Origin of the sequence: Roseitranquillus sediminis (genome assembly GCF_016918935.1) — a bacterium.
Taxonomy (GTDB): Bacteria; Pseudomonadota; Alphaproteobacteria; order Rhodobacterales; family Rhodobacteraceae; genus Roseitranquillus; species Roseitranquillus sediminis.
Genome location: NZ_JAFFOB010000012.1, coordinates 51,509 through 66,465 on the forward strand (window position 1 = coordinate 51,509; position 14,957 = coordinate 66,465).

Sequence of the window (14,957 nt, forward strand, 5' to 3'; positions counted from 1 at the left end):
TGTCCTCCCGATTGATACAGGACCCGTGCCGGATGGTCCAAGGGCCAGCAGTCACGAGGTCGCGCGCTCCTCTCGACGGGCGGGAAAGACGTGGCACCGGTCCCGCCGCAGCATCAACCAGAGCGGCGTTCCGACCTTGGGCAGGAAGACCGAAGGCACCGTCGCCCGCAGGATCGAGCCGTCGAAGTCCATGCGGAACTCGACGAGGCTTTCGGAGCCCATGAAGCGTGCGCGCTCGACGACGCCGCGCGCCGGCGTGCCGTCCCGCGCGGTTGGGCTCGGGCCCCTGCCCTGACGGTCGAAGTCGATGCGGATGTGCTGCGGCCGGATCACGATATCGACCTCGGTGCCGTCAGGCACGCCGGGCGCGAGGAACTCGCCGAACGGCGTCTCCGTCAGCGCTCCTTCGACCTTGCCGCGGATCACGTTGATATCGCTGAAGAATGCCGCGGCGGCTTGGTCGCGCGGCGCGTTGTAGACGTTGTAGGGGGCGCCGGCCTGGACGATGCGGCCGTCGCGCATCAGCGCAATCTCATCGGCCATGCGCATCGCCTCGTCGGGCTCGTGCGTGACCAGGAGCACCGCCGCACCCTCCTCCTTGAGGATCTCCAGCGTTTCGTCCCGGATACCGTCGCGCAGGCGGTTGTCGAGCCCCGAAAACGGCTCATCCATCAGCATAACCCGCGGTTGCGGCGCAATGGCGCGGGCCAACGCCACCCGCTGCTGCTCGCCCCCGCTGAGCTCGTGCGGCCAAGCATCGATGAAGCGCGAGAGACGCACCCGCTCCAGCAGCTCCCCCACCCGGCGGCGGCGCTCGGTTTTCGAGCCCTTGAGCCCGAAGGCCACGTTCTGCGCCACGCTGAGATGCGGGAAGAGCGCGAAGTCCTGAAACATCAGGCCGATAGACCGGCGCTCGGGCGGCAGGTGCAGGTGGGCGTCCGAGACAATGGCACCGTCCACCAGTACCTCGCCCGCGTCCTGCCGGTCCACGCCCGCGGCGATCCGCAGCGTCGTGGTCTTGCCGCAGCCCGACGGGCCAAGCAGACAGGTGACGTTCCCCGGCAGGATGCTCAGCGACACGCAATCGACCACCGCGCGCCCGCCGAACCGGCGCACGATGTTGCGAATCTCGAGCCTCGGGATGTCGTCCACGCGGTCCCTCAATACCCGACAATGCCGGTCGGGCAGCGGGCGGACTAGCAGCCCTGCCGCAGCGCGGCAAGGGCGCCCCGGGTCACATGGTCAGGTTAACCCCGCCGCCATCATGCAGGATGTTCTGACCGACGATGAAGCCGGCGTGGACCGAGCAAAGGAATGCGCAGGTCGCGCCGAACTCCGCGGCCGTGCCGTAGCGCCGCACCGGAATCGTCGCCTCGCGCCGCCGCCGCGCCTCCTCCATGCTGATCCCGTCCTTTTTCGCCACGCCGTCGTCGAGCGAGACGGCGCGGTCGGTGGCGTGGATGCCGGGCAGCAGGTTGTTGATCGTCACTCCCGTCTCGGCCACCTGGCGCGCGGTACCGGCGACGAAGCCGGTCAGGCCGGTGCGGGCGGTGTTGGACAGCCCGAGGACCGGGATCGGCGCCCTGACAGCCTGACTCGTGATGTTGACCACGCGGCCCCAGCCGCGATTCGACATTCCCGGAATGAGAGTCTGCATCATCGCGATCGGCGACAGCATGTTGGCGTCGAGCGCGGCAATGAAATCGTCGCGGCTCCAGTCGGTCCACATGCCTGGCGGCGGACCGCCGGCGTTGTTCACGAGGATGTCGACGTCGCCCGCGACGTCCAGCACCTGCCGTCTGCCGTCTTCGGTCGTGATGTCGGCTACGACCGTCTCGACCTCGACCCCGTGCGCATCCCGGATTGCCTGCGCCGCCACCTCCAGCGCCTCGGCGCCGCGCGCGTTCATGACCAGCCGCACACCGGCGGCGGCCAGCGCCTCGGCGCATCCGCGCCCCAGTCCCTTGGACGAAGCGCAAACCACCGCCCGCTTCCCCGAGATTCCCAGATCCATAATTGCTCTCCTTTGCCGGCGGCGACTTCATTCGCCTTGAAGCGCGAGGTCAAGCGCCGCCGCTCCGGCGCATTGACCGCCGACCGTGCCGCGTTACCGTTGCACCTTGAGCGGAGAGGGAAGCCGATGGCACATCTGACGGTGGCGAGCGACCTCTCGCCGCGTTCCGAGCGCGCGATGGTGCGCGCGATCTCGCTCGCGGCCAGAATGCGGGCACGGCTCACGGTTGTCCATGTCGTCGACGATGCCATGCCGTCGGACCTCGCCCACCGCGTGGCGGAGGATGCCGAGGAACGCCTGGCGCGCTTCTGCGCCGAACAGCACGGCGGTGAGGATGCGAGCATCGACTTCGAAGTGCGGCTCGGCGATCCGGTCGAGGAACTGCTGGCCGAGGCCGAGGGCGCCGATCTGCTCGTTGCCGGGACGCACCGCGGCCGGCGGTTCTTCGACACGGTCCGCGAGACGACGGTCGAGCGGCTGGTGATGCACAGCGGGACGCCGGTCCTGATTGCCCGGAGCCCGGCGGAGACCGACTACGCCACGATACTTGCCGCCATCGACGGCTCGCCGGCTGCCAGCGCCGCGCTTGCCGTGGCGCTGAAGATCGCGCCCAACGCGACCGTCAGGAGTTTCTACGCAACCCAGACCGGGCATCCCGACGAGGTGGAGCGCGTCATCGGCGCATGGTCCGCTGTCGGCGGCCTGCCGAAGGGCGTGAAGCCGCCGGAGGTCATCGAGGACAGCATCGCCCGCGCCATGCAGAAGATGGTGGAGCGCGTGAACCCGGACCTGATCTCGCTCGGCGCCCATTCCCGCGGCAGCGTCGAGCGGTGGGCCATCGGCAGCCTGACCTCGGCGCTCGTGCGCGAACCGTCCTGCGATCTTCTCATCGCGCGCCGCGCCATGGCCTGACGCAACTGGGGCAGATTGCGGCGCGCCCAGCGACACGCTAGATGCCGCCCATGCTAGACCGCTCATCGAACGCGCCCGACCTGCCGGCCGAGATCGCCCGGCGTCGGACATTTGCGATCATCTCGCACCCGGACGCCGGCAAGACCACGCTGACCGAAAAGTTCCTGCTCTACGGCGGCGCGATCCAGATGGCGGGCCAGGTCCGCGCCAAGGGCGAGGCGCGCCGCACCCGCTCGGACTTCATGCAGATGGAGAAGGACCGCGGCATCTCGGTCAGCGCCTCGGCGATGTCGTTCGACTTCGACGGCTTCCGCTTCAACCTCGTCGACACGCCGGGCCACTCGGACTTTTCCGAGGACACCTACCGGACGCTCACGGCAGTCGACGCCGCGATCATGGTCATTGACGGCGCCAAGGGCGTCGAGAGCCAGACGCGCAAGCTCTTCGAGGTCTGCCGCCTGCGCGACCTGCCGATCCTGACCTTCTGCAACAAGATGGACCGCGAGGCGCGCGAGACCTTCGAGATCATCGACGAGATCCAGGAGAACCTCGCGATCGACGTCACCCCGGCCTCCTGGCCCATCGGCATGGGGCGCGACTTCCTTGGCGCCTACGACATCCTGAACGACCGGCTCGAGCTCATGGACCGCGCCGACCGCAACCGCGTTGCGGAGTCGATCAAGATCGACGGCCTCGACGACCCGCGTCTGGCCGAGCGTGTGCCGGCGGACCTGCTCGCCCAGCTCCGGGAGGAGGTCGAGATGGCCCGGGAGCTCCTGCCGCCGTTCGACCGGCAGGCTTTCCTCGACGGCACGCTGACGCCGATCTGGTTCGGCAGCGCCATCAACTCGTTCGGCGTGCGCGAGCTGATGAACGGGATCGGCACCTACGGCCCGGTTCCGCAGCCACAGCCGGCCAACCCTCGACAGGTTTCTCCTGACGAGACAAAGGTCTGCGGCTTTGTCTTCAAGGTGCAGGCGAACATGGACCCCAAGCACCGCGACCGCGTCGCCTTCGTCCGCCTCGCCTCGGGCCACTTCACCCGCGGAATGAAGCTGCACCACGTCCGCTCGAAGAAGCCGATGGCGGTGACGAACCCCGTCCTCTTCCTCGCCGCCGACCGCGAACTGGCGGAGGAGGCTTGGGCCGGCGACATCATCGGCATCCCGAACCACGGCCAGCTGCGCATCGGTGATACCTTGACCGAGGGCGAGGCGATCCGCGCCACCGGCATCCCCTCCTTCGCGCCGGAACTCCTGCAGTCGGTCCGCGCCGGCGACCCGATGAAGGCGAAGCACCTCGACAAGGCACTGATGCAGTTCGCCGAGGAGGGCGCGGCCAAGGTCTTCAAGCCGATGATCGGCTCGGGCTTCATCGTCGGCGTCGTGGGGGCACTTCAGTTCGACGTACTCGCGAGCCGGATCGAGCTGGAGTACGGCCTGCCCGTCCGGCTGGAGCCCACTCAGTTCACCTCGGCCCGATGGGTCTCAGGTCCGCGTGACGCGGTGGAGCGGTTTGTCGCCGCGAACAAGGGCCACATCGCGCACGACCATGACGGCGACGTCGTCTACATGACGCGGCTGCAATGGGACATCGACCGGATCGCCCGCGACCACCCCGATCTTACGCTCAGCGCCACCAAGGAGATGATGGTCTAGGAGCCGCCTTGCAGCGGCTCCCGCAGGACCCTGTCAGTCGACGAGCTTGGCGTCCATCGTGATCTCGGCGTTCAGCAGCTTCGACACCGGGCAGTTCTCCTTCGCTGTCTGGGCCGCCTCGTCGAAGGCCGCCTGATCCGCGCCGGGAACGCGGGCCTCGACCTCGAGGTGCACGCGGGTGATGGAGAAGCCCCCGTCCTTCTGCTCGAGGCTGACTGTCGCCTTGGTCGAGATCTGCTCCGCGGTCAGGTTCTTCTGCCCGAGCTGGCCTGACAGCGCCATCGAGATGCAGCCGGCATGGGCCGCGCCGATCAGCTCCTCGGGGTTTGACCCCCGCTCCCCCTCGAAGCGCTGGTTGAAGCCATACTGCTGCTCCGACAGCGAGCCGGATTCGGTCCAGAGTTGCCCGCGGCCGTCCTTCAGGCCACCGTTCCATTTTGCGCTTCCGTACTTCCTGATCATCCGTTTCTCCCGATTGGACCCGGCGTCACCAACCTCTGACGGTTGCAGCAAGTTGACCTGACACCATATTTCGACTATCGGCCAGACCATAGGGCGCGGCAGTGACGCCGCAAGGGCCATTCGGGCCACCTGTCAGACGCGCGGGCCATGACAGAGGTCCGCTTTGCCACGGACCTCCATGACCAGATTCGCCGACCTCAGACTCGACCCCAAAGTGCTGCAAGCCGTCGAGGAAGCGGGCTACGACACGCCCACTCCCATTCAGGCTGGCGCCATTCCGCCCGCGCTCGAGGGGCGCGATGTCCTCGGGATCGCGCAGACCGGGACGGGCAAGACCGCCTCGTTCGTCCTGCCGATGATCACCATGCTCGGCAAGGGCCGCGCCCGCGCCCGGATGCCGCGGAGCCTGGTGCTTGCCCCCACGCGGGAGCTTGCGGCGCAGGTGGCCGAGAACTTCGACACCTACGCAAAGAACACCAAGCTGACCAAGGCGCTGCTGATCGGCGGCGTCAGCTTCAAGGAGCAGGACGCGCTGATCGATCGCGGCGTCGACGTGCTGATCGCGACGCCTGGCCGCCTGCTCGACCATTTCGAGCGCGGCAAGCTCCTGCTGACAGGCGTGCAGATCATGGTCGTCGACGAGGCCGACCGGATGCTCGACATGGGTTTCATCCCGGATATCGAGCGGATCTTCTCGCTGACGCCGTTCACGCGGCAGACGATGTTCTACTCGGCGACGATGGCGCCCGAGATCGAGCGCATCACCTCGACCTTCCTGTCGAACCCCGCCCGGATTGAGGTCGCGCGCCAGGCGACGGCGTCGGAGACGATCGAGCAGAGCGTGGTCATGTTCCGCGCCAGCCGCAAGGACCGCCAGCCGACAGAAAAGCGCAAGGTTCTCCGCCGCCTGATCGACGATGAGGGCGACGCGCTGACGAACGCGATCATCTTCTGCAATCGCAAGTCCGAGGTCGATATCCTCGCCAAGTCGCTGAAGAAGTACGGCTACGACGCGGCGCCGATCCATGGCGATCTCGACCAGTCGCAGCGGACCCGCACGCTCGACGGCTTTCGCGCCGGCACTCTGCGCTTTCTCATCGCCTCGGACGTGGCGGCCCGTGGGCTCGACATTCCGGCCGTCAGCCACGTCTTCAATTACGACGTGCCGAGTCACGCGGAGGACTACGTGCACCGGATCGGCCGGACCGGGCGCGCGGGTCGCGCCGGCAAGGCAATCATGATCTGCACCCCCTCCGACGAGAGGAACCTCGAGGACATCGAGAAGCTGGTCGACAAGGAGATCCCGCGCATCTTCGGCATCGCACCGGAGCCGCAGCCGGCCCCCGCCGTCCCCGCAGCGGAGGAAAGCGCCGAGCCGCCGCGTCGTCGACGCCGGGGCAAGCGCGCTGCCGAGGAGACTCCGGAACCGGAGACGGTTGCGCCCGTCGAGACTCCGCCGGCACCCGCCGCGCCGGAGGAAGAGGCGTTGAGGCCCGAGCCGCGGGAGCGCCGCAAGGGCGGACGCGGCCGGCGGGGCGAGCGCGACGAGCCGGTCGTCGGCATGGGCGATCACCTGCCGAGCTTCATCGCCCAGAGCTTCGACGAGCGCCGCACAGGCTGAGCCTCAGCTCAGCCTGCTGATCACCACCGTCACCTCAGGCTTCTTGCCGATCTCGTCCATGGCGCTCTGCCGCACCCTGCGGCGCAGCGCCTCCTCGAGCGCATCGTCGTCGCGAATGGTCTTCGCGTCAGCGCGCCCGACGAGCTGGGCCAGGTCTGCCTCCAGCACGTCGACGAGCGGCGCGTTCGACCGCCCCGTCTCCGCCAGACCCGAACTTTCGCACCATGGCTCGCCCAGCGGCTCGTCATCCTCGTCGATGATCATCGTCACCAGGACGTGCCCGTTCATCGCCAGCCGCAGCCGATCGCGCACGATGCCGTCCAGCGCGCCGAACTTCACCGTTCCGTCGAGATAGATCCGGCCCGCGTCGACATAACCGGCCACCTTCGGCTCATCGCCAGTCAGGTCGAGCATGGTGCCGTTCGGCGCTATGGCCGCGGCAATGCCACGTTCCCGCGCCAGCTTGGCGTGCTCACGCAGGTGCCGGTGCTCGCCATGCATCGGAACCAGGATCTTCGGCGCGACGAGCTCGTGCATCGTCGCAAGGTCCGGGCGGTTGGCGTGGCCCGAGACGTGGTAGCGGTCCGAGCTGTCGTCGATCACGTCGACGCCCATCTCGGAGAAGGCGTTGACGATCCGGCCAACCTCGCGCTCATTGCCCGGAATGGTCTTGGACGAGAAGAGGAACGTGTCGCCCTCCACCATCTGCAGCCCCAGGTGCTTGCCGCGCGACAGCTGAGCCGAGGCCGCACGCCGCTCGCCCTGGCTGCCGGTCGCCAGCAGCATCAGACTTGCTCGCGGTATCTCCCGCGCCTCCTCCGGGCTTACGGTCGACGGGAAATCGGTCAGGACGCCCGTCTGCACCGCCGCCTCGACCATCCGCCGCATTGCCCGGCCGACCAGGCAGACCGAACGGCCCGAGGCGCGCCCGGCCTCGGCCAGCGTCTTCAGCCGCGCCACGTTCGACGCGAATGTCGTCGCCACCACCATGCCCGTCGCCTCGGCGACCAGCAGTTCGATCTCCGGCCCCACCACGCTCTCCGACCGTCCCGGGTGCGGCACGAAGACGTTTGTCGAGTCGCAGATCATCGCCCGCACGCCCACGCTCGCCACCTCCTCCCAGAGGGAGCGCTGGAACGGCTCGCCCACCACCGGACGGGTGTCGAGCTTGAAGTCCCCGGTGTGGATCAGCCGCCCCGCCGGCGTGTCGATCACCAGCGCCGAGCTCTCCGGGATCGAGTGCGAGATCGGCAGGAACCCTACACGGAACGGTCCTACCTCGATCTGCTCGGGCCAGGGCAAAACCTCGAGAACGTTGCCGCCGTCCTGCCCCTGCTCCTCCATCTTGCGCGCGGCGATGTTTGCGGTGAAGCGGCGCGCGTGAACCGGTGCGCGGAGGCGGCCCCACAGGTGCCCCAGCGCGCCGACATGATCCTCGTGCGCGTGGGTCAGGAAGATTGCCTCGATCCGGTCCGCCCGCTCGGCCAGCCACTCGATGTCCGGCATGATGAGGTCCACCCCGGGCGACGTGGCCATGTCGGGAAAGGTGACGCCGAGGTCCACCACGATCAGCCGCTCCGCGTCCGCGGGACCCCAGCCGTAGACGTAGCAGTTCATTCCGATCTCGGCGGCGCCGCCGAGCGGGAGATAGATCAGCCGTTCGTGCTTCATGCCTGCCCCTCGTTATGCCGGTGTATAACCCTCAGGCCATGGATCGTCAGGTCGTCCTCGATGAGGTCGAACAGTCCGTCGCCTTGCGCGAAAAGCGGCGCCAGACCGCCCGTGCCTACCACCCGCATCGGTCCGCCCCACTCGTCTCGCACCCGGTCCACAATGCCGCGCACGAGGCCGACATAGCCCCAGAACACGCCGGACTGCATGCAGGCAACCGTATTCGTGCCGATCACGCGCGCCGGCATCGTCACGTCGACATGCGGCAGGGCCGCAGCCGCCTGATGCAGCGCCTCAAGGCTGAGGTTGACGCCGGGTGCGATCACGCCGCCGACGTAGGCGCCATCCTCAGCCACTACGTCGAAGGTGGTCGCCGTGCCGAAATCGACCACGATGAGATTCCCGCCGTGCCGGTCGAACGCGCCTGCCGTGTTCACCAGCCGGTCGGGCCCGACCTGCGTCCCTGGATCGACCCGCGGCTCGACGGGCAGCCGGCATTCCGGCTTGCCCACGACCAGCGGGCGGCAGTTGAAATAGCGGTTGCAGAGGACGCGCAGGTTGAACACCACGCGAGGCACCGTCGACGACACGATGACTTGGTCGATCGTCACGTCGATCTCGTGCAGCGACATCAGCGTCCGCAGCCAGACGTAATACTGGTCCGCCGTCCGCTGATGCTCCGTCGAGGCACGCCACGTCGCGAGGAAGCGCTGGCCGTCCCAGATCGCGAACACGCTGTTGGTGTTGCCGACGTCGATGCAGAGGAGCATTGGCGGCCTCAGAAGTGAATGTCGGCAGCGGATATCGCGCTGCGTCCCGAAGCCGTCGCGAGCACGAGGGCGCCGGTGTCGTCGACAGTTTCGAAGCGGCCCGCGCGGGTCTGCCCGCCCGTGCGCGCGACGATCTCTTCGCCGAGCCGCGCCGCGTGCGACAGCCACTCGTCGCGGAGCGGCCTGAAGCCATGCGCCCGGAAGGCGGCGTCGCGCACGGCGAAGGCCGGAGCGAGCCGGTCGAGCAGATCCTCCGGATCGATGGATCGGCCCAGGCACACCGGCGGCACCGTCTCCGGCTCGACCTCGCTCCGGCTTGGCGCCGCGGCAACATTCACGCCGAAGCCGACGACCAGCCGGTCGAGCCCGTCGCCAGTCCCGACGCTCTCGAGCAGGATGCCGGCGACCTTGCCGCCCGACAGCAGCACGTCGTTCGGCCACTTGAGCGCCAGCGGATGGTCCGTCATGTCATCCAGCGCATCCCTGAGCGCGAGTGCCGCGACGAACGAATAGAGCGCGGCCTCGGAAGCCGATCCCTCGGGCCGGAAGACGTAGGAGGCTGCGAAGTTGCCGGCTGGCATCAACCAAGCCCGTCCGCGCCGCCCGCGCGCTGCGGTCTGCCGCCGTGCCATGATCCAGGCAGGCCCGCCCTCGTTGCTTCGGAGGGCAAAGGCGTTGGTGCTGTCGACGTCCTCGAGGATCCGCCGCCCGACGCCCTGCGGCCAGTTAGAGGACAAGGGACGCCGCCGCCGCTTCCGCCATCGCCTCGATGCCGAAGAGGTTCACCACGCCCAGCACCATGGCCGCCGCAGACACCATCAGAAAGCCCCAGAGCACGGGCGAGCCCTGCGTCTCCAGACCCTCGCCCTCCTCGCCAAAATACATGTAGTAGACGATGCGGATGTAGTAGAAGGCGTTGATCACCGCGGCGATCACGCCCAGTACCGCGAGCCAGCCGAGGCCCGCCTGCACCGCAGCCGACAGCACGTAGAACTTGGCGAAGAAGCCGACCAGCGGCGGCACACCCGCAAGGCTGAAGAGCAGCACCAGCATCGCCAGCGCCCGGAGCGGCTCCGCGCGCGAATACATGTTGAGCGCCCTGATGTCCGTAACCGGCGTCCCGGCCCGCTCCATGGTGAGGATGAAGGCGAAGGTGCCGACGTTCATCACGACGTAGATCACCATGTAGACCAGCATCGACTGCACGCCGAACGGCGTGCCGGCGGCGAGGCCCATCAGCGCGTAGCCCATGTGCGCGATCGAGGAATACGCCATCAGCCGCTTGATGTTGCGCTGCCCAATCGCGGCGATCCCGCCGAGGAACATGGAGACGACGCTGAGGAAAGCCAGGATCTGCTGCCAGTCGGCCACGACACCGCCGAACGCGTCGAAGAGGACACGCGCTATCATCGCTGTCGCGGCCACCTTGGGCGCGGTCGCGAAGAACGCGGTGACGGGCGTGGGCGAACCCTCGTACACGTCGGGGGTCCACATGTGGAACGGCGCCGCCGATATCTTGAACGCCATGCCCGCCGCGACGAAGACGAGGCCGAAGAGCAGGCCCAGCGGGATGCGACCGGCGCCGGCCGCCTCGATGATGCCGGGGAACAGCGTCGTCCCGGCGAAGCCGTAGGTCAGCGATGCGCCGTAGAGCAGCAGGCCAGAGGACAGCGAGCCCAGCACGAAGTACTTCAGCCCCGCCTCGGTCGAGCGGATGCTGTCGCGGCGCAGGGCGGCGATCACGTAGACCGAAAGCGACTGCAGCTCGAGTCCCATGTAGAGCGCCATCAGGTCCCCGGCCGAGACCATGACCATCATGCCCACGGACGCCAGCGCCACGAGCAGCGGGTACTCGAACCGCAAGAGCCCGCGCCGCGCCATGTATCCCTCGCTCATCAGGAGGATGGCGGCGGCCGAGAAGAGCGTCACCGCTTTCGCGAAGCGGGCGAAGGCGTCGTCAATGATCATCCCGCCGAAGGCGATGTGCGTCTCGCCCGTGGAGAAGGCGACCCAGAGGCCGCAGATGGCGAGGAGCGCCGACGTGATCCAGACGAGAGCGGGCCCGAGCTTGTCCTTGCCGGTGTAGACCGCCACCAGAAGCGCGCCCATCACGTAGACCGAGATGACGATTTCCGGCAGGATGACGGAGAGGTTGTAACTCATTGCTGTTCCACGTTCTGCGCCAGAACCGGATCTCCGGCCTCAAGCTGTGCGGTGCGGACGTCCTCGACCAGGTCGGACACGGTCGGGCCGATGATGTCGGTGACGAGGCTGGGATAGACGCCGAGCAGGATCGTCATGGCGACGAGCGGCGCGAAGATCGCCTTTTCCCGCCGGTCCATGTCGGTGATCGACTTCAGGCTCTCGCGGATCAGGTCGCCCATCACCACCCGGCGATAGAGCCAGAGCGCGTAGCCCGCCGACAGGATCACGCCGGTCGCCGCGACGGTCGCGACCCAGGTGTTGACTTGGAAGACGCCCATCAGCGACAGGAACTCGCCCACGAAGCCGCTGGTCCCCGGCAGGCCCACGTTGGCCATCGTGAACAGCATGAAGACCGCCGCATAGGCCGGCATCCGGTTCACCAGCCCGCCATAGGCGTCGATCTGGCGCGTGTGCATCCGGTCGTAGATCACGCCCACGCAGAGGAAGAGCGCGCCCGAGACGAAGCCGTGGCTCAGCATCAGGAAGATCGCGCCGTCGATCCCCTGCTGGTTCGCTGCGAAGATGCCCGCGGTCACGAAGCCCATGTGCGCGACCGAGGAATAGGCGATCAGCTTCTTCATGTCCTCCTGCATCAGCGCGACGAGCGAGGTGTAGACCACCGCGATCGCGCTCAGCCAGAGGACTAGCGGCGCTAGCAGCTCGGACGCCACCGGAAACATCGGCAGGCTGAACCGCAGGAAACCGTAGCCGCCCATCTTCAGGAGGATCGCCGCCAGCACCACCGAGCCTGCCGTCGGCGCCTGCACGTGCGCGTCCGGCAGCCAGGTGTGCACCGGCCACATCGGCATCTTGACCGCGAACGAGGCGAAGAAGGCGAGCCAGAGCAGCGTCTGGAATCCGCCAGCCAGCTCCAGGCCCAGGAAGGGGATAGCGACCGACGGGAAGTCGTGCTCCATCAGCAGCACGATGTCCGTCGTGCCCGCGTTCACCGCCATTGCGATGATCGCGACCAGCATGAAGACCGAGCCAAGGAAGGTGTAGAGGAAGAACTTGAACGCCGCATAGATCCGCTGCGCCCCGCCCCAGATCCCGATGATCAGGAACATCGGGATCAGGCCCGCCTCGAAGAAGAAGTAGAAGAGCACGAGGTCCAGCGCGCAGAAGACGCCGAGCATCAGAGTCTCGAGCACCAGGAACGCGATCATGTACTCCTTGACGCGATCGGTGACGGTCCAACACGCTGCGATCACCAGCGGCATCAGGAACGTGGTCAGCATGACGAAGAGCACGCTGATCCCGTCGACGCCCATCTTGTAGGTCAGGCCCAGCAGCCAGGGATGCTCCTCCACGAACTGGAAGCCGGTGTCGTTCGGGTCGAACTGGAACAGCACGGCGAGCGAGACGAGGAAAGTCGCCGTCGTCGCGATTAGCGACAGCCACTTGGCATTGCGCTGCGCCGCCGCGTCGTCGCCGCGCAGGAAGAGCGCGAGGATCGCCGCCGCGACCAGCGGCAGGAAGGTGACGATGGACAGCAGGTTCTCCATCACCGCGCTCCGCCGAAGAGGGTCATCCAGGTGATGAGCACCGCCACCCCGATCACCATCGCGAAGGCGTAGTGGAAGAGGTAGCCGGATTGAACCCGCCCCGCGAGCCGGGTGAAGTAGGGCACGATCCCCATGGCGAGGCCATTGATCCCGCCGTCGATCACCGTGCCGTCGCCGCGCTTCCACAGGAACCGGCCGAGGCCCTTTGCGCCGCGCACGAAGGTCGCGTCGTAGATCTCGTCGAAGTACCACTTGTTGAGCAGGAACCGGTAGAGCGGCGGCTGCGTCGCGGCCCACGCGGACGGCAGCTCGGGCCGACGGATGTACATCGCCAAGGCGAGCCCGAGGCCGAGCAGCATCGCCACGAAGGCCGAAACCTTGACCCAGACCGGCGCATGGTGCGCCTCGTCCATCACGTGGTTGTCGGGCGCCATGTAGATCGCCCCCTCGCCCGGCAGGGCGGCGACGGCGGCGGTCTCGTGCGCCTCCTCGCCCTCGGCCACCGGCTCGGTCAGCGCCTCGGCCGCCTCCTCGCCGTGGCCCTCGGTCGCTTCCTCGACCGCGGCGCCGAGCCCTTCCTCGACCTCCGCATGCGCCTCGGTCGGAATGCCGAAGAACGCCGCGACGCGCGCATGCTCGCCGAAGAACGGGCCGAACCAGATCATGCCCGCCAAGACAGCACCGAGCGACAGGACGCCCAGCGGCGCCAGCATCGTCATCGGGCTCTCGTGCGCGTGGTCGTGCACCTTCTTCGGACCGCGCGGCGTGCCGAAGAAGGTCATGAAGATCAGCCGCCAGGAATAGAACGACGTCATCGCCGCCGAGACCACCAGCGCCCAGAAGGCGTAGGTGCCGACCCCGGTATGGGCGCCCCAGGCGCTCTCGATGATCGCGTCCTTGGACAGGAACCCGGCGAAGCCGATGTGGGTCAGCGGGATGCCGACGCCGGTGATCGCTAGCGTGCCGATCATCATCGCCCAGAAGGTGTAGGGGATCTTGCGCCTCAACCCGCCGTAATAGCGCATGTCCTGCTGGTGGTGCATCGCATGGATCACCGAGCCCGCGCCGAGGAACAGGAGCGCCTTGAAGAAGGCGTGGGTGAAGAGGTGGAACATGGCGGCGGAATAGACCCCGACGCCCGCCGCCACGAACATGTAGCCGAGCTGCGAGCAGGTCGAGTAGGCGATCACCCGCTTGATGTCGTTCTGCACGAGACCCACGGTCGCGGCGAAGAACGCCGTCGAGGCGCCTATGATGACGACGAAGGTCTTGGCGTCCGGCGCGAACTCGAAGATCGGTGACATGCGGCAGACGAGGAACACGCCCGCCGTCACCATCGTCGCGGCGTGGATCAGCGCCGAAACCGGCGTCGGGCCCTCCATCGCGTCAGGGAGCCAGGTGTGCAGGAAGAGCTGCGCCGACTTGCCCATCGCCCCGACGAAGAGCAGGAGCGCGACGATCTCGACCGCCTCGAAGCTCATCCCGAGGAAAACGAGCTCCTGCGTCGCGAGCTCGGGGACCGCAGCGAAGATCGTGTCAAGGTTGATCGAGTCGACCAGCAGGAACAGCGCGAAGATACCCAGCAGGAAACCGAAGTCCCCGACGCGGTTGACGACGAACGCCTTGATCGCCGCCGCGTTGGCGCTGGGCTTGCGGAAGTAGAAGCCGATCAGCAGGTAGCTCGCGAGGCCCACGCCCTCCCAGCCGAAGAAGAGCTGCAGCAGGTTGTCCGCCGTCACCAGCATCAGCATCGCGAAGGTGAAGAACGAAAGGTATGCGAAGAAGCGCGGGCGATAGCTCTCGCCCTCGCGGAAGTTCTCGTCGTGCGCCATGTAGCCGAAGCTGTAGAGGTGCACGAGCGCCGAGACGGTGGTGATGACGATCAGCATGATCGCGGTCAGCCGGTCGAGCCGGATTGCCCAGTCGGTCGAGAGCGAGCCGCTCTCGATCCAGCGCAGGATCTCGATCTGCCGCGTCTCGCCTTCGAAGCCGAAGAAGACGATCCACGACAGCAGGCAGGCGAGGCCCAGTAGGCCGGTCGCCGTCCATTGCGCCGCCGCTTCGCCGATCAGGCGCCAGCCGAAGCCGCAGATGAGCGCGCCCACGAGCGGCGCGAAGAGGATGATCGTCTCCACCGCC

The 14,957-nt window shown here is 67.5% G+C and carries 12 protein-coding genes; 3 read left to right on the forward strand and 9 right to left on the reverse strand.

What is annotated here, in order from left to right; translation table 11 throughout:
• Nucleotides 1–51: 51 nt before the first annotated feature.
• Both JM664_RS06165 and JM664_RS06170 read right to left on the reverse strand, forming a co-directional pair.
• The gene (locus tag JM664_RS06165; protein ID WP_227419047.1) at nucleotides 52–1,152 is read right to left on the reverse strand and encodes an ABC transporter ATP-binding protein; all 1,101 of its coding nucleotides are present in this window, start codon (nucleotides 1,150–1,152) and stop codon (nucleotides 52–54) included.
• Nucleotides 1,153–1,234: 82 nt separating this feature from the next.
• Nucleotides 1,235–2,014 carry an SDR family oxidoreductase gene (locus JM664_RS06170; protein ID WP_227419048.1) on the reverse strand — a complete coding sequence of 260 codons (780 nt, stop codon included), beginning with the start codon at nucleotides 2,012–2,014 and terminating at the stop codon, nucleotides 1,235–1,237.
• A 126-nt stretch (nucleotides 2,015–2,140) separates the two neighbouring features.
• Here JM664_RS06170 and JM664_RS06175 point away from each other — a divergent pair, with 126 nt between their 5' ends.
• Together JM664_RS06175 and JM664_RS06180 are read left to right on the forward strand one after the other, a co-directional pair.
• The gene (locus JM664_RS06175) at nucleotides 2,141–2,926 is read left to right on the forward strand and encodes a universal stress protein (protein WP_227419049.1); all 786 of its coding nucleotides are present in this window, start codon (nucleotides 2,141–2,143) and stop codon (nucleotides 2,924–2,926) included.
• Nucleotides 2,927–2,976: 50 nt separating this feature from the next.
• Complete coding sequence (locus tag JM664_RS06180) at nucleotides 2,977–4,584, forward strand: peptide chain release factor 3 (RefSeq protein WP_227419050.1); 1,608 nt, start codon at nucleotides 2,977–2,979, stop codon at nucleotides 4,582–4,584.
• A 33-nt stretch (nucleotides 4,585–4,617) separates the two neighbouring features.
• Here the strand turns inward: JM664_RS06180 and JM664_RS06185 are convergent, their stop codons facing one another.
• Nucleotides 4,618–5,046, reverse strand: coding sequence for an OsmC family protein (locus JM664_RS06185; protein ID WP_227419051.1), 429 nt, complete (start codon nucleotides 5,044–5,046; stop codon nucleotides 4,618–4,620).
• Nucleotides 5,047–5,224: 178 nt separating this feature from the next.
• Here JM664_RS06185 and JM664_RS06190 point away from each other — a divergent pair, with 178 nt between their 5' ends.
• Nucleotides 5,225–6,667 carry a DEAD/DEAH box helicase gene (locus JM664_RS06190; protein WP_227419052.1) on the forward strand — a complete coding sequence of 481 codons (1,443 nt, stop codon included), beginning with the start codon at nucleotides 5,225–5,227 and terminating at the stop codon, nucleotides 6,665–6,667.
• A gap of 3 nt (nucleotides 6,668–6,670) precedes the next feature.
• Here the strand turns inward: JM664_RS06190 and JM664_RS06195 are convergent, their stop codons facing one another.
• Genes JM664_RS06195 through nuoL form a run of 6 tightly spaced genes read right to left on the reverse strand, consistent with a single transcriptional unit; the run spans nucleotide 6,671 to nucleotide 14,953 of the window.
• The gene (locus JM664_RS06195) at nucleotides 6,671–8,338 is read right to left on the reverse strand and encodes a ribonuclease J (RefSeq protein ID WP_227419053.1); all 1,668 of its coding nucleotides are present in this window, start codon (nucleotides 8,336–8,338) and stop codon (nucleotides 6,671–6,673) included.
• Entirely contained in the window at nucleotides 8,335–9,108 is a 774-nt protein-coding gene (locus JM664_RS06200) for a type III pantothenate kinase (protein ID WP_227419054.1), read from the reverse strand. Before JM664_RS06200 ends, JM664_RS06195 begins: the two co-directional genes overlap by 4 nt.
• 8 nt (nucleotides 9,109–9,116) lie before the next feature.
• Nucleotides 9,117–9,845 carry a biotin--[acetyl-CoA-carboxylase] ligase gene (locus tag JM664_RS06205; RefSeq protein WP_227419055.1) on the reverse strand — a complete coding sequence of 243 codons (729 nt, stop codon included), beginning with the start codon at nucleotides 9,843–9,845 and terminating at the stop codon, nucleotides 9,117–9,119.
• Nucleotides 9,835–11,271 carry an NADH-quinone oxidoreductase subunit NuoN gene (gene nuoN, locus JM664_RS06210; protein WP_227419056.1) on the reverse strand — a complete coding sequence of 479 codons (1,437 nt, stop codon included), beginning with the start codon at nucleotides 11,269–11,271 and terminating at the stop codon, nucleotides 9,835–9,837. Before nuoN ends, JM664_RS06205 begins: the two co-directional genes overlap by 11 nt.
• The gene (locus JM664_RS06215) at nucleotides 11,268–12,818 is read right to left on the reverse strand and encodes an NADH-quinone oxidoreductase subunit M (protein ID WP_227419057.1); all 1,551 of its coding nucleotides are present in this window, start codon (nucleotides 12,816–12,818) and stop codon (nucleotides 11,268–11,270) included. The genes nuoN and JM664_RS06215 overlap by 4 nt, the downstream gene beginning before the upstream one ends.
• Complete coding sequence (gene nuoL / locus JM664_RS06220) at nucleotides 12,818–14,953, reverse strand: NADH-quinone oxidoreductase subunit L (protein ID WP_227419058.1); 2,136 nt, start codon at nucleotides 14,951–14,953, stop codon at nucleotides 12,818–12,820. The genes JM664_RS06215 and nuoL overlap by 1 nt, the downstream gene beginning before the upstream one ends.
• Between the last annotated feature and the right edge of the window lie 4 nt (nucleotides 14,954–14,957).